General features: G+C 60.5%; 21 protein-coding genes and 1 riboswitch. Of the genes, 5 read left to right on the forward strand and 16 right to left on the reverse strand.

The window, feature by feature from the left end; translation table 11 throughout:
- Nucleotides 1-53: 53 nt before the first annotated feature.
- The 4 genes from QMK58_RS12135 to QMK58_RS12150 form a co-directional block, all read right to left on the reverse strand.
- Complete coding sequence (locus QMK58_RS12135; protein WP_053160271.1) at nt 54-827, reverse strand: ABC transporter ATP-binding protein; 774 nt, start codon at nt 825-827, stop codon at nt 54-56.
- Nucleotides 824-1,840, reverse strand: coding sequence for a FecCD family ABC transporter permease (locus QMK58_RS12140; RefSeq protein ID WP_053160269.1), 1,017 nt, complete (start codon nt 1,838-1,840; stop codon nt 824-826). Before QMK58_RS12140 ends, QMK58_RS12135 begins: the two co-directional genes overlap by 4 nt.
- Nucleotides 1,837-2,850 carry an ABC transporter substrate-binding protein gene (locus QMK58_RS12145; protein WP_320396351.1) on the reverse strand — a complete coding sequence of 338 codons (1,014 nt, stop codon included), beginning with the start codon at nt 2,848-2,850 and terminating at the stop codon, nt 1,837-1,839. Before QMK58_RS12145 ends, QMK58_RS12140 begins: the two co-directional genes overlap by 4 nt.
- 143 nt (nt 2,851-2,993) lie before the next feature.
- Nucleotides 2,994-3,188, reverse strand: a riboswitch (cobalamin riboswitch).
- Nucleotides 3,189-3,286: 98 nt separating this feature from the next.
- Nucleotides 3,287-4,561: a flavohemoglobin expression-modulating QEGLA motif protein gene (locus QMK58_RS12150; RefSeq protein ID WP_320396352.1), complete on the reverse strand. Its 1,275-nt coding sequence runs from the start codon at nt 4,559-4,561 to the stop codon at nt 3,287-3,289.
- Between the two features lie 233 nt (nt 4,562-4,794).
- Here QMK58_RS12150 and QMK58_RS12155 point away from each other — a divergent pair, with 233 nt between their 5' ends.
- The 5 genes from QMK58_RS12155 (at nt 4,795) to QMK58_RS12175 (ending at nt 12,910) form a co-directional block, all read left to right on the forward strand.
- Nucleotides 4,795-5,061 carry a hypothetical protein gene (locus tag QMK58_RS12155; RefSeq protein ID WP_053160264.1) on the forward strand — a complete coding sequence of 89 codons (267 nt, stop codon included), beginning with the start codon at nt 4,795-4,797 and terminating at the stop codon, nt 5,059-5,061.
- A gap of 133 nt (nt 5,062-5,194) precedes the next feature.
- Nucleotides 5,195-6,352 (forward strand): two-component system response regulator, encoded by a 1,158-nt coding sequence (locus QMK58_RS12160; RefSeq protein WP_320396353.1) that lies wholly within the window; start codon nt 5,195-5,197, stop codon nt 6,350-6,352.
- Nucleotides 6,353-6,409: 57 nt separating this feature from the next.
- The gene (locus QMK58_RS12165) at nt 6,410-10,807 is read left to right on the forward strand and encodes a response regulator (protein WP_320396354.1); all 4,398 of its coding nucleotides are present in this window, start codon (nt 6,410-6,412) and stop codon (nt 10,805-10,807) included.
- Between the two features lie 139 nt (nt 10,808-10,946).
- Entirely contained in the window at nt 10,947-12,518 is a 1,572-nt protein-coding gene (locus tag QMK58_RS12170; RefSeq protein ID WP_320396355.1) for a phospholipase D family protein, read from the forward strand.
- 188 nt (nt 12,519-12,706) lie between these two features.
- Nucleotides 12,707-12,910 (forward strand): hypothetical protein, encoded by a 204-nt coding sequence (locus tag QMK58_RS12175; protein WP_053160256.1) that lies wholly within the window; start codon nt 12,707-12,709, stop codon nt 12,908-12,910.
- 68 nt (nt 12,911-12,978) lie between these two features.
- Here the strand turns inward: QMK58_RS12175 and QMK58_RS12180 are convergent, their stop codons facing one another.
- From QMK58_RS12180 to QMK58_RS12235, 12 genes are all read right to left on the reverse strand, one after another.
- Nucleotides 12,979-13,602 carry a DUF4157 domain-containing protein gene (locus QMK58_RS12180; protein WP_413817425.1) on the reverse strand — a complete coding sequence of 208 codons (624 nt, stop codon included), beginning with the start codon at nt 13,600-13,602 and terminating at the stop codon, nt 12,979-12,981.
- Nucleotides 13,603-13,695: 93 nt separating this feature from the next.
- A complete protein-coding gene (locus QMK58_RS12185) occupies nt 13,696-13,989 on the reverse strand; it encodes an addiction module antidote protein (protein ID WP_053160250.1) in 294 nt (97 codons plus the stop codon).
- 330 nt (nt 13,990-14,319) lie between these two features.
- Nucleotides 14,320-14,619: a hypothetical protein gene (locus QMK58_RS12190; protein WP_053160248.1), complete on the reverse strand. Its 300-nt coding sequence runs from the start codon at nt 14,617-14,619 to the stop codon at nt 14,320-14,322.
- A gap of 45 nt (nt 14,620-14,664) precedes the next feature.
- Nucleotides 14,665-16,230 carry an amino acid permease gene (locus tag QMK58_RS12195; RefSeq protein ID WP_053160247.1) on the reverse strand — a complete coding sequence of 522 codons (1,566 nt, stop codon included), beginning with the start codon at nt 16,228-16,230 and terminating at the stop codon, nt 14,665-14,667.
- A gap of 124 nt (nt 16,231-16,354) precedes the next feature.
- Complete coding sequence (locus QMK58_RS12200; RefSeq protein WP_320396356.1) at nt 16,355-17,515, reverse strand: iron-containing alcohol dehydrogenase; 1,161 nt, start codon at nt 17,513-17,515, stop codon at nt 16,355-16,357.
- 3 nt (nt 17,516-17,518) lie between these two features.
- Nucleotides 17,519-18,910, reverse strand: a complete 1,392-nt coding sequence (locus tag QMK58_RS12205) for an aldehyde dehydrogenase family protein (RefSeq protein ID WP_320396357.1) — start codon at nt 18,908-18,910, stop codon at nt 17,519-17,521.
- Between the two features lie 7 nt (nt 18,911-18,917).
- Nucleotides 18,918-20,291 carry a glutamine synthetase family protein gene (locus QMK58_RS12210; protein WP_053160242.1) on the reverse strand — a complete coding sequence of 458 codons (1,374 nt, stop codon included), beginning with the start codon at nt 20,289-20,291 and terminating at the stop codon, nt 18,918-18,920.
- 202 nt (nt 20,292-20,493) lie between these two features.
- Nucleotides 20,494-22,620, reverse strand: coding sequence for a TonB-dependent receptor family protein (locus tag QMK58_RS12215; RefSeq protein WP_320396358.1), 2,127 nt, complete (start codon nt 22,618-22,620; stop codon nt 20,494-20,496).
- Between the two features lie 241 nt (nt 22,621-22,861).
- Nucleotides 22,862-23,320, reverse strand: a complete 459-nt coding sequence (locus tag QMK58_RS12220; protein WP_053160239.1) for a glycine zipper 2TM domain-containing protein — start codon at nt 23,318-23,320, stop codon at nt 22,862-22,864.
- Between the two features lie 14 nt (nt 23,321-23,334).
- The gene (locus QMK58_RS12225) at nt 23,335-23,763 is read right to left on the reverse strand and encodes a hypothetical protein (protein ID WP_053160237.1); all 429 of its coding nucleotides are present in this window, start codon (nt 23,761-23,763) and stop codon (nt 23,335-23,337) included.
- A gap of 204 nt (nt 23,764-23,967) precedes the next feature.
- Nucleotides 23,968-24,468: a hypothetical protein gene (locus QMK58_RS12230; RefSeq protein WP_053160235.1), complete on the reverse strand. Its 501-nt coding sequence runs from the start codon at nt 24,466-24,468 to the stop codon at nt 23,968-23,970.
- Complete coding sequence (locus QMK58_RS12235; RefSeq protein ID WP_053161222.1) at nt 24,461-25,333, reverse strand: transcriptional regulator; 873 nt, start codon at nt 25,331-25,333, stop codon at nt 24,461-24,463. The genes QMK58_RS12230 and QMK58_RS12235 overlap by 8 nt, the downstream gene beginning before the upstream one ends.
- Between the last annotated feature and the right edge of the window lie 63 nt (nt 25,334-25,396).

The raw sequence follows: 25,396 nt of genomic DNA on the forward strand, positions 1-25,396 counted from the left end.
AACCTTCGAGCCCAAGTCAAAGCCAGGTGGACCGGGCCGGCAATCCATAAAAGTCAGGTAGAACGCAAACGCAGGATCTGCGCGCCATCGAAAGGGTCCGTCAGGTAGTGCGCGTGTACCCCAAAGGTGTCCAGCAAGCGTTGCGGGGTCAGGACGTCGAGCGGTTTGCCCAGCGCTACCAGGCGCCCTCGCTCAAGCACCGCCAAACGATCACACGTCAGCGCCTGGTTCAGGTCATGCAGCGCGACCAACGTGGTCACCGGCAACGATTGAACCACCTTCAAAATGATCAACTGATGCTGGATGTCGAGGTGATTGGTCGGTTCGTCGAGCAGCAGGATCCGGGGGCGCTGAGCCAGTGCCCGGGCGATGTGCACACGCTGGCGTTCACCCCCCGAGAGACTGCCCCAAATGCGCGTGCGCAGGTGCATGGCATCGACGTCGTGCAAGGCTTGCAGGACGATGGCAGCGTCTTCGTTCGACCAGGGTGTCAAGGCTGACAACCAGGGCGTGCGCCCCAGCGCGACGGCGTCGAACACGCTGATCGCGTCGTCGGTGTCGGCCTGCTGCTCAACCACCGCCAGGCTTTGCGCGATGCTTCGACGCGACAGTTCGCCCAGGCGTTGGCCAGCCAGCCGAACTTCGCCGGCGGTGGGTTGGCGTACACCGGCGAGCAGTTTCAGCAGGGTGGATTTGCCCGAGCCGTTCGGCCCGACGATGCCCAGGGTTTCACCCTGGTGGACATCCAGGCCGATATCGCTCAGTAACCCGGCGTCGCGCACCTTGAAACTCAGACCGCTACAGCTCAGTACGCAGGTGGCACTCATCGGGCGTTTCTCCGGCCAATCAGGATCAGGGCGAAAACCGGCGCGCCAACCAATGCGGTGATCACGCCGACGGGAATGACCTGGCCCTTGATCAGGGTGCGCGACAGCACATCGGCCGCGATCAGGAACACGGCCCCTCCCAGGGCACTGGCGGGCAACAGACGAGCATGTCCGGTCCCCAGCAGCAGGCGCGCAGCGTGGGGAATGACCAGGCCGACAAACCCGATGGAGCCGACAATCGAGACGATCACGGCGGTCACCAATGCGGCGCAGCCGATCAGCAGAAATTGCACCCGACGCACCGGTATGCCGAGCGATGCGGCCGAGTCAACGCCAAAGGTGAAGGCATCCAGAGCCCGACGGTGCCACAGGCACACCACCAGACCTGCCACGGCAACCGGCACCGCCAGCCCTACCGACGGCCAACGCACACCGCTCAGATTGCCGAGCAGCCAGAACATGATCCCGCGCGCCTGTTCGGAACTGGCTGACTTGGTGATCAGAAAGGCCGTCAGCGCGTTGAACAACTGCGAACCGGCGATGCCCGCCAGAATGATCTGGCCAGTACCGCTGGAACGCCCGCTGACCCGAGCCAGTAATATGACCAGGGCGAAAGCGGTCACGGCTCCGCTGAAGGCGCCCGCGGATAACGAAACCATTCCGGCGCCCACGCCGAGCAGTGCCACCAGCACCGCTCCGGTCGAGGCGCCCGCACAAATGCCCAATAGATAGGGGTCCGCCAGGGGGTTGCGCAGCAGCGATTGCAAGATCACTCCGCAGGTCGCAAGCCCTGCGCCGCAGGCGGCCGCTACCAGTGCACGGGTCAGGCGATAATTCCAGACAATGCCTTCATCGATCGGATCAAGCACGTATCCCGCCGCCCACAGCTTGTTGGCCAATACCTCAAACACCACGCCTGGGGCTATTGCCGTTTCACCGATGGCCACACCGGCGATCACTGCTATCAATAGCGTGGCGAATGCCAACAGGACCCGAATTGTGATCGCCGTCATTTCGACAAGTCGTAGCCGTTGATGGCGTTGGCCAATTGCTCGACGCCATCGAACATCCTGACACTGGCCTGCAGGGCCAGGGCATCAAGGATGATGATGCGGTCGTTTTTCACCGCGTCCATGTTGCGGGTGACGGGATCGCTGCGCAAAAACGCCAGCTTCTTTTGATAGTCGTCAGCCGGAAAACGGCGGCGATCCATGCGTGCAATCACTAAAAACGTCGGGTTGGCCTTGGCTATGGTTTCCCAGCCTACGGTTGGCCATTCTTCATCGGACTGCACCACATTGCGCACGCCCAGGGACTTGAGCATGAAATCGGCAATGCCCTTGTGGCCGGCCACATAGGGATCGAGGCCCATATCCGCGCTGGAGAACCAGACCAGTGCGCTGGTGTGCCGCAAATCCTTTTTTTGTACTGACGCGACGGACCGGGCAAGGCCGGCCTTGAGTTCGGCATTGAGTTGATGGCCGCGCTCGGGCACATCGAAAATCTCTGCCAGCTGGCTGACGCTCTTGTAGATACTGTCGATGCGAAAGGGCTGCAGGCGTGTGCCGTCGGCACCGACCAGGTTGTCCTTGGCTTCGCAATCGGACGGCAGGAGGTAGGTTGGAATGTTCAGTTCGTGAAATTGTTCGCGGGTACCCACAGCGCCTTGCGGGCCGACCATCCACTCAAGTTCCACCGCGACCAGTTCCGGCCGCTTGCCGATGACGGCTTCGAAGCTCGGTTCGTTATCGGCCAGGCGCTCGATCCTGTCGTTCTGCGTCTTGTACTGGCCCAGCACCTCGTTGAACCACAGGGAAGTCCCCGTGACCTTGTCGCCGAGCCCCAGGGCATAGAGCATTTCGGTGCCGGCCTGGCCGATGGTCACGGTACGCGTCGGGGCGTGCTGGAAGGTCAGCGTGCTGCCGCAGTTCTTTAGCGTCAACGGATAGTGAGTCGAGGTTGCAAAGGCCTGCGAGCACAGGACCCAACCGGTGATGAGGGCGACAACGCGGTGCAGCAGCATGATGCAATCTCCATTTGTACCGTACACGGAGCAGGGGAGTACGGTCTGGAAACACACAATCAAACGCTGCCGCTGGAGCAGAGCAAGGCCGGGTTCAGGCAAAAAACACGCGGCAAGGATGTCCCTTCCGGACACCCCGCCGGTTAGTGATGTTCTGTGCCGGCAGGTCTCCTGACTGATGCGTCATCGCCATGCTCCAGCCTTCCCGGATTCGATCCAGTGGCAATAAAGAAGCAGGCTCGGCATCTACAGTTGCGGGGGCAGTTCCGTTCGATGCGACAGGCGCATCTCGGATTCCCTATTAATCCCGTTTGGAAACCGGCGCGGTATAGTAGTCGATCATGCCGGGCAGGGCTAATTCAGTGCACACAAAAAACCTGCATGTGCGGCGGGCAGAGGTGGTGGATACCGCGCAAACCGTCGCGTGATGCCCTGATCACAGGGCGCTGGCATCGGCCTCGTGTTCGTCAGCGAATGCCATGAACACGTCCAGATCGAGGATATCCAGCGGGATCCGGGAAATGAAGGCAGAAAAGGCCAGGTTCGCGGCGAGCCGACGCAGATCGCTGGCCCAGGCCGGAAGATAAACCGGGCCCTGGAGCCAGCCGGAGTCGAACAGTGGCGCCAGGCGCAGGGTGTCTCCCAGGCTGAGGCGTCCGGCAAACAGATGGTTGACCAGTTCCGGGCGATTATCGCGGATCGCGATGCGCAACAGGGTATGCACGCCAAGCAGGCCGGTGAGGTACGCGGCATCCTTGGTAAAGGCCGAACCACCCCGCAGGTCGGCGCCACGGAATATCCGCTGGGTTGAGCGAAAGGACTCCTCTGGTGACTGACCGGCCGCCACAAACCCTTCAAACACCTGAATGAAGTCGGCCCCGTTCAGCGCCTGTTGAACCCCCAGTACGCGCAGCGCCAGGCGCCGCAGGCGGTTGATGTCCATGCTGCCGGTGAAGAGCTCGGCGAGGGTGGCGATGCCCTCTTGAGTCTGGGTCGTGCGGGGAGCTCCCAGACCGAGACTCTTCAGATTGGGTTGGCGTGCGCCGTTTTGTGCCGTCGCCACATGCACGAAGGCCTCATGTTGCAATAACTGGTTTTTGTCCAGTTCCGAGAACAGTGCGCTGGCGCGCAAGCGAATGCGCGTTGAGCCGGCGATCGCCTTGGCTGCCAGGGTGGGATCGAGAATGACTGAAATTCGACCCGGACCGAAAAAATTGTCCAGTTCCGGTTGCATCCAGTCGGCGAAGGTCTGGGCCGGGATATCGGCTTCGCTCGGCGCAATTCGGCTGCCGCCGAGCAATGCATCGGTGGTCTCGAGGAAAAAACGCGCCGCGTCCAGCATGGTCAGTTTCAGGCGCGGGTAATCGAAATCCGGTCGCCGGTACAACGCTGAGGAATATTGAGTGAACGCAGGGGTGCCTATGGCGCCGAGCATCCGCCCGGCCATGGCATAGCTGCGCGCTGTCACGGCCAGGTGATGCCCGGCCGGATGCTGCTGATCGCAGCGGCCAGCAAACGTTTCCAGAGCGGCGATGTCGGCACTGTGATCACGCGGCGGCAGTTCGACGCGAGGTAATCGGGCTTTACCGCCACGCCAATGCTCCAGGAAGTCTTCCTCCACCCCGTCCGGCCAGGCCAGGGCGTCCAGTACGCGGATCTTGCAGGCCAGTCGGGGCAGTGCAGCATCGAGTTCGGGCAGCGAGGCGCTCATGGATATCTCCTTGCAGCAAGCGTTCATCGCCAAAGTTTAGTCGCTGCCCGGGGGCATTTTGCGAACTTTGCACATAACGCTCCTTGCGGGACTGCCCTTGGAGCCCTATCGTCAGATCTCATGTGCCACAAAGCAGTTTTGTGGGTTTTGAGCGAACAATGTCAGGCACATTTCCCTGAACATCGCCGGTGAGCCTGAGACGCGACCGGAAGATTTCGAATTGGAGAACGATCATGATTCGCACGCACAGTTTGAAGGCTCTGGCAGCAGCGTTCATCGTTGTCGCTGGCGCGCAGTGGATATCGCTACCAGTCTACGCGACCGAGCAGGGTGAACAGCGGCGTGACGCGCGCGATACCCGCCAGGATGGGCGCTCCACGGCACGGCAAACCAAGCAGGATTGCAGAAAGAGCAACGACAAGACCAACGTCGATTGCCGCCAGGAAAAGCGCAGCACCAAGCAGGATACCCGTCGCGAGGCCCGGGACATCAAATACTGATCCTCGGGCGACCGATTGCCTGGATCATGATGCGCGCAGCCAGGCGACAGGCTGGTATGACCGCTAAGCTTTGCTTCGCCGGGGTGCAATTGTTGCCTTGGAATGCCGATATCTGACAAGGGAGTCGCCCGCCATGAGCGTCGAACAGCGTCATTACACTGCGCCGACCCTCCTGGTGGTCGATGACACGCCCGATAACCTGATGCTGATGACCGATCTGCTCAAGGATCGATACCGGGTCAAGGCCGCCAACAGCGGTGAGAAGGCGTTGCGGGTATTGCAGGGCGATACGCTCCCGGACTTGATCCTGCTCGACATCATGATGCCCGGGATGTCCGGCCATGAAGTGGCGCAGCGGCTCAAGCGCGACCCGCGCACCCGCGACATTCCGATCATCTTCCTGACCGCCATGGCCGGGACCGACGATGAGATCCATGGCCTGGAGCTGGGGGCGGTCGACTACATCACCAAACCGATCAGGCCGGCGCTGGTACTGGCGCGGGTCGATACCCAGCTCAAGCTCAAGGCCGCTAAAGACTTCCTGCGCGATCAAAACGACTATCTGGAAAAGGAAGTGCAGCGCCGGACTCGCGAAGTGATTGCGATCCAGGACGTGGCCATCCAGGCCATGGCTTCACTGGCCGAGACGCGTGATAACGAAACCGGCAACCATATCCGCCGGACCCAGCATTACATCAAGGTGCTGGCCGAGCATCTGCGTGAACATCCGCGTTTCAGTCTCTTCCTCAGCGAGGAGACCATCGAGCTGCTCTTCAAGTCGGCGCCGCTGCATGACATCGGCAAGATCGGCATTCCCGACCATATCCTCCTCAAGCCGGGACGCTTCACTGAGGAAGAGTTCGAGATCATGAAAACTCATACAACGCTGGGGCGTGACGCCATCCAGCATGCCGAGGATGCGCTGGGCATTCGCGTCGACTTCCTCAATCTGGCCAAGGAGATTGCCTACAGTCACCAGGAGAAATGGGACGGCAGCGGGTACCCGCAGGGGCTGGCGGCTGACGACATTCCCATCAGCGCCCGGTTGATGGCGGTGGCCGATGTCTATGACGCGCTGATCAGCCGGCGGGTCTATAAATCCGGAATGCCCCACGAGCAAGCCGTCGAGATTATCCGGCAGGGGCGAGGCAGCCACTTTGACCCGGACATCTGCGACGCCTTCCTGGCCTGCGTTGAACAGTTTCGGGCTGTTGCCGAGCGTTTCGCCGACACCAATCAGGACATGGCAGCCAAACAGGCCGCCCTGGAACGTAGCGGCCAGTCGCTTTGAGCCCGGTACTTCCCACTCCCTTCACCCGTATTTTTATCAGGATCACGAGGACAGGCCATGGCCGGATTGCGCACCCTGCTTGAGCGCCTTGCGCTTCTGCACAAACTGATCCTGGGGTTTGCCGCGCTACTGCTGTTGGTGCTGGTGCTCGGTGTACAAAGCCTGCGGACCCAGCATTCGCTGGAGCAGGACATGCAGAACCTCTACCTCCAGGAACTGGTGGGCATGGAGTACTTGCATGAAGCGCGGGTGCAACTGCCCCATATGATGCAAGCACTGCAGCGTGCGGTGGGCACCGACAGCGCATCGATCCGCGTCGAATCCCTGCAGCAGTTGCATGACATCCAGAATCGGCTGCAGCTTTCGCTGGCCCAGGCCAAAGTGACCCTGCGGCGGGCGGAGAATCTGGCGCGTCTCGCCGAGTTCGACCTGCTGCTGCAACAGTTGCAGCGCCATGGCGATCACGCCTTTCAATTGATCGATCAGGGCCAGCAGAGTCAGGCGTTGGTGCTGCTCAATAGCAGTGAGTTCCAGCAACTGGCTCAGCAGGCCGACACCCTTTTGTACGCGATCGCCCAGATCAAGGAAGCCTCGATTCGCGATACGGCCAAGGACATTGCCGACTATGCCGAACGCAGCACTCTGCTGACCTACATATTGTTGTTCGGAGGCCTGTCGCTGGCGCTGCTGTTGTCCTGGCTGGTCAGCCAGTCGATTCGCAATCCGCTCAACCGGGTGCGGGTGGCCGTGGACCAGTTGGCCGCCGGGCAGCTTGACCAGCCGATCCCTCACACCGACATGAATAACGAAACGGGTGACCTGGCACGGGCCATCGCCAAACTGCAGAGCGAGTCGCAACAGCTTGAGCACCAGCGCTGGATCAAGTCGCATACCGCCCAGTTGCAGGTTGATCTGCAACAGGCTGAAACGCCCGCCGAGTTGGCGCAGGTGTTTCTGCAATGCATGGCCAGCCTGCACGGAATCTGCCAAGGGGTGCTTTACAGCGCGAACGAGGATGCTGGAACGCTGTTGCTGATGGGCCGTTATGCCACCGATGCCGAGCGGCCACCGCAGGCAAAAGTCTTGTTCGGCGATGGCCTGTTGGGGCAGTGCGCGGTGGATCGCCAGCCCCGTCAGTTTCAGGCGCTGCCGGAGCATCAATGGCGTTTGCATTCGCCGCTTGGTGAGATGACGGCCAGTTGTTTGCTGCTGCAACCCATCGTGCGCAGCGAGCGGCTGTTGGGCGTACTCGAACTGGCCGGGCTGGAGCCGTTGGGCGAGCGCGAATTACAGCTGTTGCACGAGGCCACGCCACGCCTGGCTGCCGCGATGGCGATCCTGGAGCGTAACCAGGCGGTCAAGACGCTGTTGGCAGAAACCCGTCGCCAGGCCAATGAAATGGCGGAACAGGCGCTGCAACTGGAAGAACAGGCCAAGGCGCTCGAAACCCAGCAGTCGGCCTTGCGTGCGACCGAGGCGTGGTATCGCGGGATCATCGAAGCGGCCCCGGACGGCATGCTGGTGGTGGATGCCGACGGAAAGATCCTGCGAACCAATCGCCAACTGGATCAACTGTTCGGTTACGCGGCCGGTGAGTTGCTTGGCGAGAAAATCGAACGTCTGGTGCCGGTCGCCAGTCGAGAGCGCCACGTGGGGCTGCGCAAGGACTTCGTGGCCCACGGCGACACTCGCCAGATGGGAAGCTATCTGGATGACCTGCAAGGGGTGCGCAAGGACGGCAGCCACTTTTCGGCAGAGATCAGCCTGTCGCATCTGCCGAGTCTGGACGGGGGTGAAACCTGCGTGTGCGCTTCGGTGCGCGATGTCAGTGAGCGCCGTCAGTTGCAAGCGGCGCTCAAGGCCAGTGAGTCGCAGTTGCGCGCCGTGCTCGACAGCAGCCCGGTGGCCATGGTGATCAGAGACTTCGATGGGCGTCCGAGCTACTGCAATCCGCAGTTCAACAGTTTGTTCGGAACCCGTCTGGCTGAACTTGAGGGGACGGATCCGGCGCAGTTCTGGGTCGATCCGCAGGCACGCCAGCGCTTTCTCGCTGCGGCCTCTCAAGGTCAGGTGCTGAATTTCGAGACCACGATGCAGCGAGCCGGTGGTGAACGCTTCGACGTACTGGTGTCGGCTGTCTCGATGACACTGGGCGAGCGGGGCATGGATGCCAATTGGTACTTTGACATCACCGATCGCAAGACCGCCGAGGCCGAGGTGCAGCGCGCGCGCGAGGCTGCGGAGGAGGCGACCCGGGCCAAGAGCGACTTCCTGGCCACCATGAGCCACGAAATCCGCACACCGATGAACGCCATCATCGGCATGAGCCATCTGGCGTTGCGCACCGAACTCGACCACCGCCAGCGCAACTACATCGAAAAGGTCCATCGCTCGGCCGAAAGCCTGCTGGGCATCATCAACGATATCCTCGATTTCTCCAGGATCGAGGCCGGCAAGATGAACCTCGAACACATCCCTTTCCATCTCGAGGACGTGCTCGACGGCTTCGCCAGCATGATTGGCCTGAAAGCCGAGGACAAAGGCCTGGAATTACTGTTCAACACGGCGCCTGAACTGCCGACTGCGTTAGTCGGCGATCCGTTGCGCCTGGGCCAGGTGCTGATCAACCTGGGCAACAATGCGACGAAGTTCACCGAGCAGGGCGAGATTGTGCTCGGTGCAGAACTGCGAAGCGCCGAAGGTGAGCAGGCGCAGTTGCATTTCTGGATGCGCGACAGCGGGATCGGCATGAGCGCCGAACAATGCTCGCGCATGTTTCAACCGTTCAGCCAGGCCGACAGTTCCACCACGCGTAAATACGGCGGCACCGGGTTGGGGCTGGCCATCTCCAAGCATCTGGTGGAACTGATGGGCGGGACAATCTGGGTGGAGAGCGAGCCGGGCATAGGGTCTACTTTTCATTTCGAGGTAAGCGTGGGCGTGCAGCGCGACGGCCATCTGCGCCGCATGTTGACCGCCGACGAATTGGTGGGCAGCCGTGTGCTGGTTGTCGACGACAACGCCACGGCGCGCGAGATTCTGTCCGACATGGCGCGCAGTTTTGGCGTCGAAGTGGACGTCGCGCAAAGTGGCCGAGCCGCATTGGCCATGTTGGTGGAAGCCGAAACCAGGACGCTGCCCTATGACCTGGTGCTGATGGATTGGCGTATGCCCGGCATGGATGGCGTGGAGACGGTGCGGCAGATGCAGGCTGCCAAACTGATGAAAACGCCGTCGGTGATCATGGTCACCGCGTTCGGTCGCGAAGAGGTCCGCGAAGAAGCCAGTCGGCACGGCCTTCAATTTCCGGTGGTACTGACCAAACCGGTGACGCCGTCGACGTTGCTGGAGGCGCTGGGCACAGTACTGGGCAAAATTCCTCACGTCGATACCCGGGCCAACAAGCGCACCGACCAGAGCGCCAGCGCCATGGCCAGCCTGCGTGGCGCGCGATTGTTGCTGGTGGAAGACAATGAGCTGAACCGTGAGCTGGCGTGTGAATTGCTGGAAAGCGCGGGCATCGAGCTGTTGCTGGCCAATCATGGCAAGGAAGCGCTCGACCACTTGGAGCGGGACCCGCACTTCGATGGTGTGTTGATGGACTGCCAGATGCCAGTGATGGACGGGTATACCGCAACCCGCAAAATACGCGAGCAGCCTCGTTGGGCGAAGCTGCCGGTGATCGCCATGACGGCCGACGCCATGGCGGGGGACCGCGAGCGGGCGCTTGCCTGCGGCATGAACGATCACATCTCCAAACCCTTGAACGTCGATGACATGTTCGCCACGTTGGCCAGGTGGATACATCCGGGACCGGGTCGCGGCGCTCCTGTTGTGGTCATTTCACCGCTCACGACAGAGTCTACAGACGTGCTGCCGGCCAACCTTCCCGGTATTGAATTGAGTTCAGGCCTGAGCACGTGTATGGGCAAGGTCGAGCTCTACCTGCGCCTGCTTCGCAAGTTTCGCACCAGCCAGCAGTCTTTTAGCGCCGAGTTCCTGGCGGCCCGGGCTGACAGCGATCCGCAGATGGCAATCAGATTGGCCCACACCTTGCGCGGGACGGCCGGCAACATCGGTGCTATTGATCTGGCGGACGCCGCCGGCATCCTGGAACAGGCGTGCCTGAGCGGTGGAGCAGGGCAGGACCTGACAGATTCGCTGGTGGAGGTCGAACGCTGCCTGGCCATCGTGCTGGCAGGATTGTCGATGCTGACCGAACCGACAGCACCCATAGACGCCGTCACCGCACCTTTCAATAGCGAATGGCAGACGCAATTGGCCCACGTCCGGCATCTGCTGGCCGAGAGCGACACGCTGGCGCTGACCGCCCTGCACCAACTGCAGGGGCTGGCATCAGGCCCTCGGCTCGTCGAGCAGTTGCACCGGGTGGTCCAGCAAGCGGAGAGCTTCGATTTCGATCAGGCGCTGGAGTTGCTCGAAAACCTGTCCTGATCAAATCCGGGGGAAATGGTCGGAAACTTCGACACGCTGCCTGAACCGGGCTTTACTGAAATTAGCCGTGCAGATTGCCGTGGGGTCGTAATCATAGGCGGGTTCCTGAGGTCAGAACACATCCAGCGAGGACGAGGCTTTGCCCATCTACCGGTTCCTCCCCGTCCTGGTGTTCGCACTGCTGTTCGCACTGCTGTTCGCTGGCTGCGCCACCCCCACGCGTTTGCCTCATGACTTCAGCGCGGCGATTCCCGCCAGCGATTCGGCTTTCGGGCGCTCCATCCAGGCGCAAGCCGCGCCACACGAAGGACGCTCCGGTTTTCGCCTGCTGCCCAACAGCAGTGAAGCGTTTCGGGCGCGCGCCGAGCTGATCCGCAATGCGCAGAAAAGCGTCGATCTGCAGTACTACATCGTGCATAACGGCCTCAGCACCCGGGCATTGGTGCGTGAAATTCTGCTGGCCGCTGACCGTGGCGTGCGCATACGCATCTTGCTCGATGACACGGCCAGTGACGGGCAGGAGGAGGTCATCGCCACATTGGCCGTGCACCCGAATATCCATATCCGTGTGTTCAATCCCCTGCATCTGGGGCGCAGCACCATGGTGACCCGAACCATGGGGCGCCTGCTCGATCTTTCCCAGCAGCACCGGCGCATGCACAACAAACTGTGGCTGGCCGACAACAGTGTCGCCATTGTCGGCGGACGCAATTTGGGGGATGAGTATTTCGACGCCAAACCCGATCTCAACTTCACCGACATGGACCTGCTGTGCATCGGCCCGGTTGCCCAGCAGTTGGGCGTGAGCTTCGATCAATACTGGAACAGCGGCCTGAGCCAGTCGATCAGTGATTTCCTGATCAACAAGCCTACCGCCGATGACTTGCTCCAGAGCCGGCACCGCCTGGAGCAATCGCTCCAGACCACACGTATCGAGAACAAGGCTCTGTACGATCACCTCATGACCTACCGTTCCCGCCCGCAACTCGCCAATTGGCGCAAGCAGATGATCTGGGCCTACGGCAAGGTAATGTGGGACGCACCGAGCAAGGTGCTGGCCGACGACGAACCGGCGCGTTCTCTGTTGATGGCCACGCAGCTGCGGCCTGAGCTCGACAGCGTCAACAAGGAGCTGATCATGATTTCGGCGTATTTCGTGCCGCAACAATCGGGCATGCGTTACTTGCTCGGTCGTGCCGATGCCGGTGTCGATGTGCGCTTGTTGACCAACTCGCTGGAAGCCACCGATGTGCCGGCGGTGCATGGAGGCTATGCACCTTATCGCAAGGAGCTGCTCGAGCATGGGGTGAAGCTCTATGAGCTGCGGCGTCAGCCTGACGACCCCAGTGGCGGTTCTTCTTCATTTGGTTTCAGCGGGGGGTCGGATTCCAGCTTGCACACCAAGGCCATGATCCTCGACCAGAAAAAAGTGTTCATCGGCTCGTTCAATTTCGACCCGCGCTCAGTCCTCTGGAACACCGAAGTCGGAGTACTGGTCGATAGTCCTGAACTGGCCGGCTATGTGCGCAAGTTGGCGCTTGAGGGCATGGCGCCCGCCATGAGTTACCAGGCCCGGCTGGAACATGGCGAAATCGTCTGGGTCACGGAGGACGACGACCAACTGCATACCTTGCACAAGGAACCCGGTGGAAAATGGCGCAGCTTCAAAGCCTGGCTCAGTGACAAGATCGGCCTGGAGAAAATGCTCTGATCGGTGCGCCCCGGATCGATGGAAACATTTTGTCATGAAATGAAAAAGCGCTGTCGTCGATTGAAAAGTGAGAAACCTTCCCCTCGATAACACTCCTTCTTGCGAAATGCACGGCAATCGCATTTCGCATGTTCGACCGGCCGACGCGATGCCCGGCCGTACAACCTTCAGTCGTAAGGAGAATAAGAATGAGTGCAGAACGACTTAAAGGCAGCCTTAACGCCGAGCTGACCGGTGTGAGTGCCTTTGATGCCATCCATGATGATGGCCCCAACGAGATCAGGCACAGGCAGCAGGACAACGCGCACGCGCAGTTCAAACCCGATCAGGGTATTTTCCAGCCGGACTACCTCGCTCATGTCCTGCGCTTCGGTGTATTTGAAGAACACTGAGAAGTCACTGCGTTGGCGCAGGCCTCGGCCCGCCGGTCAGTCCGGTGGATCTCCGGCCGCAATGAGGGTCAGGGGCTTCGGGGCGGTTGCGCTTCGACAGCGGCGGGTCTCAAGGCTTTGTCCACCTGGTTTTGAATCTCGTAGGCAGGTGCCTCTACGGCTGAATAGTCACGGGTGTAGCGAGTGGCAAACTCGCGAACGCCCCATTGCTGGTATTGCTCCACGTGCTTCAACTCATGCGCCCACAGCGCGACGTTGTTCACCGCATCATCAGGGTTGCGAAAGACGATGAGGTCGACAAGGGTGACGGCATTGATATCGGGATTTTGCAGCAGGGTGTTGGCGGCGTTCAGCTCCGTTTCATCACCGATTTTGTAGCGAGCCGAGTCGAGCACCTGGATGTCATAGAAGGGTTCGAGTTGCGCCCGGATGTTCAGCGGGATCGGTTGAACATCGCCCGTTGCCGCGTTGTTGCGCGACAGCACGATCCAGTTTTCCAATCCCGAGGCTGCCAGTTGGTTCATCTCATCGAAGATCGTCCCAACGTCCTCTTCGGAACCGGGCGCACAAAAACAGGCGACCACGCAGACTTGGAATTGCCCTGTCGGGCAGGCGATAACAGATGACGCAGCGCCACTGCAAAAAAGCAATAACGCCAACCGCAAAACATGACGGGAAAAGACAGCTGGCAAGGGGGGCTCCAAAGGCGTACCAGGCCATAAACTTTCATTGGAATTCGCCAGTCTGTTTTCCAAGTTGGGGCGAGGCAATCAACCCCCAAGGGCTCAATTCACGGGTACGGTGACCACAACGATCTTGACTTTGATGCCCAAGGCCGCGGCCACTTTCAGAACGATCGAAAGGCTCGGGTCACCGTCTTTGGAAAGTGCTCGGTACAGAGTGGCTCTACTGATTCCTGTATCGCGCGCGAGCTGGCTCATTCCCTTGACCCGGGCAATGTTGCCCAGCGCAGTCACCAAGACACCTGGATCATTTGTCTGGAGGCAACTTTCCAATTGTGCGGCAAGATACTTGTCACTGATTCGATTATCCGGTTCAGCCAATCCTGCTTGATGCATAGAGACCTCCAGAGACCAGTGCGTCTGCAAATTCGCTCAGCGCAAGCAAAGGCCAAGGCCAGAGTCGATGGGGAGGCGCCTATGAAAATCTAGACCATTCGCTGGGTTGTCTCCATTTAAATCACAGCAATTATCATTATTTCTGGCATGAAAGAAGTGCGCGCTGAAACACAATGCAACTGCCCAATCGGACCCGCCGTCCTGGCGGGTCCGTTGCTGAGGAAGGCGGCCTTGAGTATCAGTCGCGTACCTTGCCCGATGCGCGAGCCCCTGAAAGGCGAACTGTGGCACAGAACGGCAAAAGCGGCGCACAAACGAAAATCGGCGGTATCAATGCTTGCATTCCGACAGCACCACTTGACAGGTACTCGGCGTGCCACCGGATCGCCCTGCATAACGTGCGCAATTGGTCAGGGATTTTTGCCGCGCCATGCTCAAGGTGTCGCCCCAGGCCAGGCCGCCTTCACCCACAGTGGGGAGCGCTTTTGCATAACACGCCGAGCCAATGCGAGGGGCCGCATAGCGAGGCGTGGACTTGTTGCCTGAGCAGCCCGCGGTCTGCACCAGACTGACGGCAAGCAGGGTAAGCAGGACCCAGGTCGAGCCTTTGCGCTCTGTTATTCCAGTCATCCTGCTTCCCCCCGTTGTGTCGCCAACTGACCGAACACTGTGGCGTCAGCCACCCACGCGTTTGTTCAACGCCGCTTCCGCCGCTGCGATTTCGGCCTGGCGCTTGACGATCATGTCACCCACCGGTGGACCCTGGAAGCGTCGGGCTTCAAAGCCGAACCAGACGATGGCGGTCAGCACCAGAAAGCCAATGGTGATGTACAGCGCCCAATCGTTCGGCGGCTGGATACCGATGATGAAAATGATCACCATCGAGAGCACCGACAGCAGGGCGAACACGGTGTACCAGAAGCGTCCTATGTTCCACGGCCCCATGGTCGGCCACTTCGGCGTCCCGTAGGCAAACAGGCCCAACACGATGGGAATGATGAAGGAGAAAAACAGGAAGATCACCGTGCAAGAGACGACGATGGTGTAGACCGGTGTCTCACCGACCGAGATCACCGATGACCCCCAGTCGAACAGCACGGCGAGGGTGGCACCGGTCCAGATCGCGGCGACCGGGCTGCGCAAGGTCGGGGAGACCGAGGACAGCGCTTTGGAAAACGGCAGGCCGCCGTCGCGGGAGAAGGCGAAGATCATGCGTGAAACAGAGGTGACTGTCGCCAATCCACAGAGCACTTGCGAGATGAAAATCGCCACGTACAACGCCAGTTTCAACGTCGGGTTGACCTGAGTGTCCATGGCCCAGAAAAACACACTCCAGCCTTTGCTGGCGGCCTCGTCCATGTTCGGCAACATCAGCACGAACGAGCTGAGCATCACCCAACCGAACAGCAGCGACCAGACCACGGACATCACCATGCCCCGTGGCACCGACATGGCGGCGTTGCGGGTTTCTTCGGAGGTGTGCGCAGAGGCGTCGTAGCCGGTGATGGTGTAGATCGGCAACAACAGGCCCAGCATGAAAATCCAGCCGTTGGACACCTGTGGCCAGACGCTGCCGCCGGCTTCGCCGGAATAGTTGGCGAACGTCACAAGGCGGGCGAACTCATAACTGGGTGCCGAGATCAGGCAAACGATGGTCAGGGCGAGGGCCGTGGCGAAAATCAGGTAACCGGAGAAGTCCGTGAGCTTGGCCGTCAGGCCGATGCCCAGGTGGTTACACAAGGCCTGGAGACCGGTCAGGATCGCCAGGAAAATCACCCGTGTCGTGGTGGTGTCCTCCATGCCCAGTCCCGGCCCGAAAGCACCGAAGAAAAAGTAATAGGTGCCGACGTTGATCGCGCCGAGCACCGTGACCAACCCCAGCAAATTGAACCAGGCTGTCAGCCACCCGGTGAAACGGTTACCCAGGATCGAACCCCAGTGATACAAGCCGCCAGCGGTGGGGTAGGCCGACGAGATCTGCGCCATGGCCAAAGCGAACACCCCGGAGATCAGGCAGCCGATTGGCCAGCCGATGCCGATCGAGGCACCGCCCGCACCCGAGGTGCCCTGGGCCAGCGAGTTGATGCCGCCGGAGAGGATGCAGATGATCGAAAAGGAAATCGCAAAGTTGGAGAAAACCCCCATTCTTCGCGAGAGCTGCTGGGCATAGCCCATGCTGTGCAGCACCTTGGTGTCATCGTCCGGCGCTGCACCGGTGCCGGGCTGACTTGCTGGATTCATATCGTGTGCCCCTTCAGGTTTTGATACGCATCCACCCGGAATGCCGGATGGGCTGGCCTTCAACCCCTTGTCGTACTGCTCCTGTTTACAACCGAAAAACTTGTCTGCTGGCGCTAACTTGCTCCTACAGACGGCCGTGGAATGCCGCCTGGAAAATTTCCGCCACGCCGGCCTTGGTCAATGGCAATGGATTGCCCCCCGCAGACGGGTCGACGATTGCCATGTCGGCGATCAGCTCGGTTTGCTGGTCATCCACGCCGAGCTCGAACAGCGTGTGCGGCACAGCGATGTCCTTGCGCAGTTTGAGCACGAAGGCCAGGAAACTGTCGAACCCGGGGGAGGGCAGGCGCAAGTACGCGGCCAGGCGCGTGATGCGTTCCTCGATGGCCGGGCGGTTGAATTTCAGAACGTAGGGCATCAGGGTCGCGTTGGTCATGCCGTGGTGGGTGTCGTACAGCGCGCCAATCGGATGCGCCAGGGCGTGCATGCCGCCCAGGCCTTTCTGGAACGCGGTGGCGCCCATCGCCGCCGCCGCGAGCATTTGCCCGCGTGCTTCGAGATCGGAAGGAGTGTGTACCGCCCGCACCAGTGCCTGGGCTACCAGTCGCATGCCCTCCACGGCAATCCCGTCAGCCAGCGGGTGAAAACCGGGGGCACAGTACGCTTCAAGGCAATGGGACAAGGCATCCATGCCGGTGCCGGCCGTGACTTTGGCTGGCATGCCGACGCTCAGGGCCGGGTCGCTGATGACCACGCGCGGCATCATTTTCGGATGGAAGATGATGCGTTTGGTGTGCGTCAGCTCGTCGATGATCACGGCGGCGCGGCCCACTTCGGAGCCCGTGCCGGCGGTTGTCGGCACGGCAATGACCGGGGCAATACGGCTCTCATCGGCGCGGGTCCAGTAATCGCCGATGTCTTCAAAGTCCCAGACGGGGCGAGTCTGGCCACTCATGAAGGCGATGAGCTTGCCCATGTCCAGACCGCTGCCGCCACCAAAGGCCACCACGCCATCGTGCTTTCCCGCACGCCAGGCATCGAGCCCACCGGCCAGGTTGGCTTCGACGGGATTGGGCTTGAGGTCGCAGAATAGCTCGGCACCCAGACCCGCATCGCGCATCGCGTTCAGTGCGGCCGTGGTGATCGGCGCTCGCGCCAGTCCACTGTCGGTGACCAATAGCGGTCGCTGGATACCCTGGCTGCGACAGACCTCGGCCAGCTCGCTGATGCGGCCGACTCCGAAACGAATGCTTGTGGGGTAATTCCAGTTTCCAGTCAGGCTCATGGCTCAGATCTCGTGGCGCAAATGGAAGGATTTGGCGCGGGTCAGGTGCTCGTAGCCAAGGCGCGACAGCGTGACGCCGCGCCCGCTGTTTTTAACGCCGGTCCAGGCCAGGGCCGGGTCCAGGTAATCGCAGCGGTTCATGAATACGGTGCCGGTGTCGATCAGGTTGCCCAAGTGTTCGGCAGCATCGAGGTCCTGGGTCCACAGGGACGCGCTGAGCCCGAACTCGCTGTCGTTCATCAAGTCGATGGCTTCGTCGTCGCCGCTCACCGGCATGATGCCGACCACAGGACCAAAGCTTTCATCGCGCATCACCGACATTTGATGGGTGACGTCGACCAACACCTGCGGCGCGAGGTAGGCGCTGCCCGGTACGTCGGCGGCAAACGCCTGCGGATCGATCAGCGCCTGTGCACCTTGGGCCAATGCTTGGGCAATCTGACCCCGGACGAAGAAGGCCGCGCCCGGTGTCACCAGCGGGCCGAGTGTAGTGGCTTCGTCCAGTGGGTTACCCAGCACGTATTGGCGGGTCAATTCGGCGAAGCGCTCGATAAATTGCGGATAGATTTTTTCAGCGACGTAGATGCGTTCAACGGCGCAGCAACTCTGCCCGGAATTGAAGAAACTGCCGTCCACCAGGTTTTCCACGGCATGTTCAAGATTCGCATCCGCCCGTACATAGGCCGGGTCCTTGCCGCCCAGCTCCAGGCCGATACCGAGGAAACGTCCGGTGGCGGCGTTTTCCATGGCTTTGCCAGCATCGACCGAACCGGTGAAGTTCACCTGCTGCACACGCCCGGAGCCAATGATCGCGGCGGTCTGGGCATGATCGAGCAACAAATTGTGGAACAGCCCTTCAGGTAGCCGGGCGCGGCGCAAGGCTTCGGCGAAGCGCTCACCGACCAGCAGCGTTTGCGAGGCATGTTTGAGGATGACGGCGTTGCCGGCCATCAGTGCCGGAATGATCGTGTTGACCGCCGTGAGGTAAGGGTAATTCCACGGGGCGACCACCAGCACGGTGCCCAGCGGTTCACGTTTGACAACGCGTCGAAACCCGTCGATGGGCGTCGGTTCGTGCGCGGCCAGGGCGTGGGGCGCAATGGCGATCATATGCCGCGCCCGTTCCTCGAAACCGCGCAGTTCGCCGGCGCCGAAGCGCACCGGCCGGCCCATCTGCCAGGCCAGTTCCGGGACGATTTCATCTTTCATGGCCAGCATTGCATCCACCGCGGCGCTGCAAAACGCCGCGCGTTCGCTTATCGGTCGACGTTTCCACTGGATCTGTGCGTTTGCGGCAGCGTCCAGCCCCTGTTCGACGGCTGCCGCCTCGGCGTACTGACGTTCGGCGTAGACCCGGCCATCAACCGGTGAGATCAGTTGAATGATTGAAGTCATGAGCTTCTCAATAGCGCTCGAAACCGCGCTGCAATTCCCAGTCGGTGACTCGCCGGTCGTATTCCTTCTGTTCCCACTCGGCGGTGTGCACGTAATGGTCGATCACTTCGTCCCCAAATGCCTCGCGCAACATACTCGAGCCCTGGAGCGCGGTAGTGGCTTCGCGCAGGGTCTTGGAGACTTCCGGCAAATGCTCGTCGACATAGGCATCACCTTCGAAGGGCGCATCGAGGCTGAGCTTTTCGTCGATGCCGGCCAGCCCCGCTGCGATCAGGGCGGCGAAGGCCAGATACGGGTTCAGATCGGCGCCGCCAATGCGGCATTCGATGCGGATGGATTTGCTGCCTTCGGCGCACAAGCGAAAGCCGGCGGTGCGATTGTCGCGGCTCCACACCGCACGGGTCGGGGCAAAGGTGCCTGCTTGAAAACGCTTGTAGGAGTTGATGTAGGGCGCAAGGAAACACGTAATGTCATTGGCGTATTTGAGCTGTCCGGCGACCCACGAACGCATCAGTTTGGACATCCCGAACTCAGCCTTGGCATCGTAAAACAGCGGTTTTTTCGCGTTCTTGTCCCACAGTGAATTGTGGATATGGCTGCTGGAGCCGGCCGCGTCGTAACGCCATTTGGCCATGAACGTAATCGCCTTGCCCTGTAGCTGTGCGATCTCTTTGCACGCGTGTTTGATGATGACGTGATGGTCGGCCATGGTCATGGCATCGGCGTAACGGATGTTGATCTCTTCCTGGCCCGGGCCCCATTCACCCTTGGAGTTCTCCACGGGAATGCCCGAGGCCTGCAGATTTTTACGGATCGCCCGCAGCACCGGTTCCTCGCGGGTGGTCTGCAGGATGTTGTAATCCTCGATGTAGTGGCCGGCGGTTTTCGGCTTGAGGTAATTGCGTTTGTGGATGGCCTCGTAGCTTTCGTCGAACAGGTAGAACTCCAGTTCCGAGGCGAACATGCCGGTGTAGCCACGCTCGCGCAGGCGCTCGACCTGTTTTTTCAGGATCGCCCGCGGGCTGTGGGGGAGGTCTTGCCGATGGTGATGGTCGAGCACGTCGCACAGCACCAGCGCCGTACACTCAAGCCACGGCACCTTGCGCAGGGTGCGCATGTCGGGCTTGAGCACAAAATCGCCGTAGCCCTTGCTCCAGCTCGCCGCCGCGTAGCCGGGCACCGGCTCCATGTCGATGTCATCGGCCAGCAGGTAGTTGCAGCAGTGGGTTTCTTCATGGCCGCTGTCGATGAAAAACTCGACCTGGAATCGCTTGCCGACCAGTCGACCCTGCATGTCGACCATGCACACCAGCACGGTGTCGATTTCGCCGCTGACGGCAGCACGCTTGAGTTCGTCAAAGCTGAGGAGAGGCTCGGTCATCAGGGCAGTCCTGCGCTAATTTTTGGAATTCTCTGAAATAGCTGTTGCAGACGCTCTCCAGAAAATCCAAACACTGCCGCCGCGAGCATCGTGGGCAATTAGCTGAGCCTAAGCTTAGCTGACTGTCGCTTTTCGCAAGTTTCGATGATCGAAACCTGTTTTTTCCGTTTGTTCAGCGACATTTCAGCTGTGCTGCGTGGCCTTAGTGCAGGCTCCACGACACCCCGACGTACATCGCCATTCCCTCGCCAGGCGTCGACCGCGCCGCGTCTAACCCTTTGTCGTCGTAACCCGGCGTGACCGTGGCGGCGTAGTGCTTGTCCGTCAGGTTGCGGATGTCCAGCCAGGTCTGCCAGTCGTCCTTGGGCGCGTTGTAGCCCAGGGTCGCGCCGAAGATCGCGTAAGGGTCGGCGTAATAGCTGTTGGCGTAATCGACCGCGACCTTGGACACCCACTGAGTGTTGAGCGCCGCGAAGAAACCCTGCGTCCAGTCGTAGCGCAGTTCGCCCTGGTAGTAGTGCATCGGCAGACCCGGCAGGCGGTTGTCGCCGAAGCGGTCGTCGTCGCGGTAGTGGAAGTCGCTGAAGGTGTAGCTTTGGCGCAGGCTCAACTGGCCGCCGCCGTCCGGCGACCACAGGTTGCTTTGCAGGCTGGCTTCCACACCCTGGTGCACGGTGGGGCTGGCGTTGAGTTCAAAGGGTGTGGTGGCATTGGCATCCGGCAGTACCGAGAGCAATTCGTGGCGCACCTGGGCGTAGTACCAGGACAGGCTCCACTGGCCCATCGCGCTGTCGCCACGACCGCCGAGCTCCAGGGTGGTCGCGGTCTGGTTTTGCAATTCGATCGGAACGCGCTGGGTGCCGGTGGCCGGGCCGCTGCCGGCGGGAAAGCGAATGTTGGAGCTGTAGATCAGCGACCACGGGTGAGGCGCCTCGACCGAGCGACTGAGGTTGCCGAACAGCTGCAGGTCGGGTGTCAGCTGGTAACGCAGACCCACGCGCGGCGCGTAGTCCCAATCGTTGAGGCTGGTCTTGCCGCCTGCTTGCGGGTAGGTGACGGCGCTTTCACGACGGGTGTAGATCGCGGCGAGGCCGGTGGTCAGCCACAGGTCGTCGGCGATCTCCAGATCATTGCCGACATGCAGGACGCTGTCCGAGCCTTGATACGTGAAGTTGCGCATCAGCGTGCCCGGTGCATAACCGGCGGTGTTGCCGGAAGGGATGCGCACGAACTCGCTGGCACCGTCATTGGGCAGGTGTTTGGTGACGCGCAGGCCCACGGTGCTGTTGCTCGCCAGGCCCCACAGCGTGTCGCGACGCTTGTAGTCGAAGGTGCCGCTGACATCGGTGTAGGCCACCTTCAGGCGGTTGGGACCTTCGCGCAAATCCATCGGATAGTCGTGATAGACCAGACCGGTCTGGATGCTCGAATCGTCATCGATGTAGTAGGTGGTCTTGTTGCCGATAAAGGTACTGCCGGGCTGGTCACGGCTGTCGTCCCGTGTCACGTAGGCGGGGTTGGCTGCCCGTGGGTCGTGTTCGATGGACTGTTTGGTCACGCGTCCGGCGAGATCGTTGTCGGTCGAACGGTGGCGCAGGTAGAAGCGCGTTTCCAGGTTCGGGTTGAAGCGATAGCCGAAATTGGCGATGACGCCCTGGCTCGTGCTGGCCGTGTGATCCTGATACCCATCCGAGTTCGCATCAGTCAGCGCCATGTAGTAATCGAAGGCTCCCAATACCTGCCCGGAGCTGACTTGACGCTGCTGATACCCGTGGCTGCCCGTCGCATAGCGTACCTGCAATTTCGGCGCGTCGTAGCCGGTATGGCTGATGTAGTCGATGGCCCCGCCCAGGGCCAGGGCACCTCTGTCGAAACCGTTGGCGCCACGCAGCACTTCCACATGGTCCAGCCACAGTGGCTCCAGCAATTCATAGGGCGTGCCGCCAGGGCCGGTCAGCGGCAGACCGTCGAGCATGGCGTACAGCCCCGAGGCATGGGCGCCCGGTGCCCGGTTGATGCCCGAGCCGCGGATCGAAATCTTGGTTCCTTCGTTGCCGGCAGACTGCGCGTAAATCCCGGGCTGATACGCCAACACATCCTGATTGCTGGCGACGCGACCTTGCAGTGGCCGGCGCATGTCGACCACGTTGGTGCCGCCGGGCACTTCGGCAAGCCGGGCCTCGGCGTCTTCGATCCTCTGGTCTTCGTCGCTCTGATCCTCAGCGCCAATCAGGACTTGTCCCAGTTCCAGACCTTGGGCCTGGGTCATGGCCGGACAGACAAGGGCCAGCCCCAGCAATGCAGCGGGCAGGGAATTGGGCGAGGGCATCGATAAAACTCCAGACAGACAGAGACGGGCAGTGAACACTGCGACGTATGAAAGAACGAGGGGAGCACATGGCAATTTTGCTTTTTTGCCGATTTACGTTTTTTAGCAGACGGGAGGTTTTGTGGGAACGAGCCTGCTGGCGATGGTCGTTAACGAAAACGCGCGTTTACAGAATAAACGCAGCGCTCTTGAGACCATCGCGAGCAGAAGGCAGACACAGTGATTTCAGAGTCAAACCAACTTAACTGCCCTGCGCTACAACCCGCGCATCATTGCCCGAACCCTCGATATACACTTTTTGGCCTTTCTTCAAAGAAGGATTGATCGGCTGGGTCACCGAGACCAGTACGCCGCTGTTGACCCGTACGATGACCTGCTGGGCGTCGACCGGTTGATCATACTTTTTCTTCTCGACGTAATTGCCGCCCACTGCACCGGCGAGCGCGCCGGCAACCATGGCGACATCACGCCCGGTGCCGCCACCGATCAGGCTGCCGATGCCCAGGCCACCGAGGCCACCGAGCACGGCGCCGACGCCGCTGTCGTGGTTGGTTTGCATCTGCGTCATCGTAATCTGCTCGATCTTGCCTGAGCGTATTTCGGTTTCACCGGCGCCACCATCGCTTGAACCCACGGCGGAACAGGCACTGATCAGCACAGTCATCAGGGTGACTGTCATCCAGGACAGAATGGCTTTCATAGCGGTACACCTCGTCATTGGTATTTGATGGCAATGCCTTTGAGCCTGCGTCCCTGGATTGTTTCGATGTCTCGGCTCCACAGGGGACCTGTGACATAGGCGGCGACGGGCTGGATTGCGTCATAAACGACGACGACCGCGTCTGCGCCAAGCTTGGCACCTTCTTCACGCAGCTTTTGTTCGACCTGGGTGATGGGTGGAGCCGGGTCAACCGTGGCATTGATCAGGATTTCGCCCAGTCGAACATGGGGTCTGGTCGGTTCTGTCCGTAGCACCTGAACTTCACTGGGCAACGTCGGGGCAGGGTGCTCGACCCCGACGTAAGCGCTGGTCTGGGCGTCCACCGAGGCGCAGGCACCTAACGCAAGCACACTGGCGACGAGGGCGGTAATGAGTATCGGCCTCTGCCATCCTGAAAGACGAAACGATGAATCGGGGCGCATGTCAGCAATCCTCTGTTTGAGGTGAACGAGCGTCGTTTAGTTATAGTCGAGAAAATCTGCACAAGGCTGATCCAGCCCGTTTCAATCACGCGCGCGCGGTTTGCCGCCAGACTTGACTCGGTTTTTCGTCAGGTTGATCAGTTTGCTGCTGCGCTGAGCACTCATGAGCCGTGCCAAAGTTCATGGGGGGCTTTTGCGAGCGTGTCATCGCCGGCTGCACAAAATGAACATGTCATTACCATCATCAATGAGATAACGAGATTCAGTCAGTGGCCGTATCCAGTAACTCAAGTTACTGTTTGGTCGAAAAATAAACAGGCCCAACGTACTCGTAAGCTCAGGACTCGTGCTATCGGCTTCGCCCTGAGCAGCACTCACAACATTGACTTGCAAACGATGTCCTTGTTGTTGCACCTCAAAGGCGCTATTGCGACGTGCGGTTCCCAGTTCTGTGCCGGTGTTGGCATCAATCAATTTGGCCACCATGCGCATATGGCTCAGGCCGGTGCGCTGCAAATCCAATCTGTAACGTATCGTCAACCAACCCGGCCGCGCTTCAGAATGCGTTTGATGCGCACTTTCCCCTTCGCACCAGAAATCCCGGCCGGTAGCGTGCTCTGCCGACAGGCGCCCAAGCCCCACGCCCAGCAGGCCGACGAAAAGGAAGGCCAGGCACCAGACTGCGTTTGCGCCAGATCTAGTCATGTTGTTGTACACCTATGCAGCGACTACCGACTTTTTCAAGTTCACCCTCACAGAGAATCTGATCGGCGCCACGACGGGCGGGCAACAGATAAAGGTGCAGATTGTCCAGTGACAGTCCCTCAAGTTCCGCCAATTTACGACTGCGCAGCACCAGGGGTTGCAGGAAGGACGGCGCCATGGGTTGTATGTCTCGAGCGGACAGATGGACCTGTACCTCACTTATTGTTACCGGCGTAGCGAACGTTGGGGGTATGACCTCTGGCGAGGCGGGCAGCCCGATTCTTCCCAGCAAAAATGCAAGGGCACCCCACAGGAGTAATGCCACCCAAAGCCCCCAACGTACGGGCGAGGTTACCGGTGATACAGGCAGAGAATCGCAAGCACTTTCCATTGCTGCCGGCATTGCCATGATCGAAGGCGGTTCGGCGTCCTGGCTCCCCGTATCAGGCATGGCTGGAGCAAGGATGGGGCGTTCGCGGTCAACGACGGCTTCACCCGCAACGGGCACGGCTTTCGATACGCTGGATACTTCCTCGACCCGTACACTGTCCGCGAGCTTGTAGCCTATGCGCGGCAACGTCTGAATGAACTCTCTATCGGGTTGCAGCTTTTCCAGCGCCAGGCGTAATTGTCGGACCACCTGAGCCAAACTGTTGTCGGTTACTTCCAGGCCGAACTGGCCCCACGCCCCCTCCATCAGTTCGCGCTTACGCACTACCGTGCCACCGGATCTCAAGAGCATGGCCAGGCATCGACTGGCGATTGCGCCCACGCGTAAAGGCTCCTCGTCTGCACAATCGGCTCGAAACAACAAGAAGTTGTCTTCGTCAAACACCAACTGTTCATCGATCAGTACTAGGCCCATGGCGACCTTCTATGCGTGGCAGGAAGGCGAGTCGAACGCCGGTGCTCAACAGTCGTGTGTAGT

This window comes from Pseudomonas sp. P8_241 (genome assembly GCF_034008315.1).
Classification (GTDB): Bacteria; Pseudomonadota; Gammaproteobacteria; order Pseudomonadales; family Pseudomonadaceae; genus Aquipseudomonas.

Bases quoted from the DNA above. Each gene is read 5' to 3' on its own strand.
- QMK58_RS12230 (WP_053160235.1), bottom strand. From the start codon at position 24,468: ATGACTAGATCTGGCGCAAACGCAGTCTGGTGCCTGGCCTTCCTTTTC.
- QMK58_RS12140 (WP_053160269.1), bottom strand. From the start codon at position 1,840: ATGACGGCGATCACAATTCGGGTCCTGTTGGCATTCGCCACGCTATTG.
- QMK58_RS12215 (WP_320396358.1), bottom strand. From the start codon at position 22,620: ATGCCCTCGCCCAATTCCCTGCCCGCTGCATTGCTGGGGCTGGCCCTT.
- QMK58_RS12200 (WP_320396356.1), bottom strand. From the start codon at position 17,515: ATGAGCCTGACTGGAAACTGGAATTACCCCACAAGCATTCGTTTCGGA.
- QMK58_RS12160 (WP_320396353.1), top strand. From the start codon at position 5,195: ATGAGCGTCGAACAGCGTCATTACACTGCGCCGACCCTCCTGGTGGTC.
- QMK58_RS12165 (WP_320396354.1), top strand. From the start codon at position 6,410: ATGGCCGGATTGCGCACCCTGCTTGAGCGCCTTGCGCTTCTGCACAAA.
- QMK58_RS12185 (WP_053160250.1), bottom strand. From the start codon at position 13,989: ATGCATCAAGCAGGATTGGCTGAACCGGATAATCGAATCAGTGACAAG.
- QMK58_RS12235 (WP_053161222.1), bottom strand. From the start codon at position 25,333: ATGGGCCTAGTACTGATCGATGAACAGTTGGTGTTTGACGAAGACAAC.
- QMK58_RS12175 (WP_053160256.1), top strand. From the start codon at position 12,707: ATGAGTGCAGAACGACTTAAAGGCAGCCTTAACGCCGAGCTGACCGGT.
- QMK58_RS12150 (WP_320396352.1), bottom strand. From the start codon at position 4,561: ATGAGCGCCTCGCTGCCCGAACTCGATGCTGCACTGCCCCGACTGGCC.
- QMK58_RS12145 (WP_320396351.1), bottom strand. From the start codon at position 2,850: ATGCTGCTGCACCGCGTTGTCGCCCTCATCACCGGTTGGGTCCTGTGC.
- QMK58_RS12155 (WP_053160264.1), top strand. From the start codon at position 4,795: ATGATTCGCACGCACAGTTTGAAGGCTCTGGCAGCAGCGTTCATCGTT.
- QMK58_RS12225 (WP_053160237.1), bottom strand. From the start codon at position 23,763: ATGCGCCCCGATTCATCGTTTCGTCTTTCAGGATGGCAGAGGCCGATA.
- QMK58_RS12135 (WP_053160271.1), bottom strand. From the start codon at position 827: ATGAGTGCCACCTGCGTACTGAGCTGTAGCGGTCTGAGTTTCAAGGTG.
- QMK58_RS12190 (WP_053160248.1), bottom strand. From the start codon at position 14,619: ATGACTGGAATAACAGAGCGCAAAGGCTCGACCTGGGTCCTGCTTACC.
- QMK58_RS12195 (WP_053160247.1), bottom strand. From the start codon at position 16,230: ATGAATCCAGCAAGTCAGCCCGGCACCGGTGCAGCGCCGGACGATGAC.
- QMK58_RS12220 (WP_053160239.1), bottom strand. From the start codon at position 23,320: ATGAAAGCCATTCTGTCCTGGATGACAGTCACCCTGATGACTGTGCTG.
- QMK58_RS12205 (WP_320396357.1), bottom strand. From the start codon at position 18,910: ATGACTTCAATCATTCAACTGATCTCACCGGTTGATGGCCGGGTCTAC.
- QMK58_RS12210 (WP_053160242.1), bottom strand. From the start codon at position 20,291: ATGACCGAGCCTCTCCTCAGCTTTGACGAACTCAAGCGTGCTGCCGTC.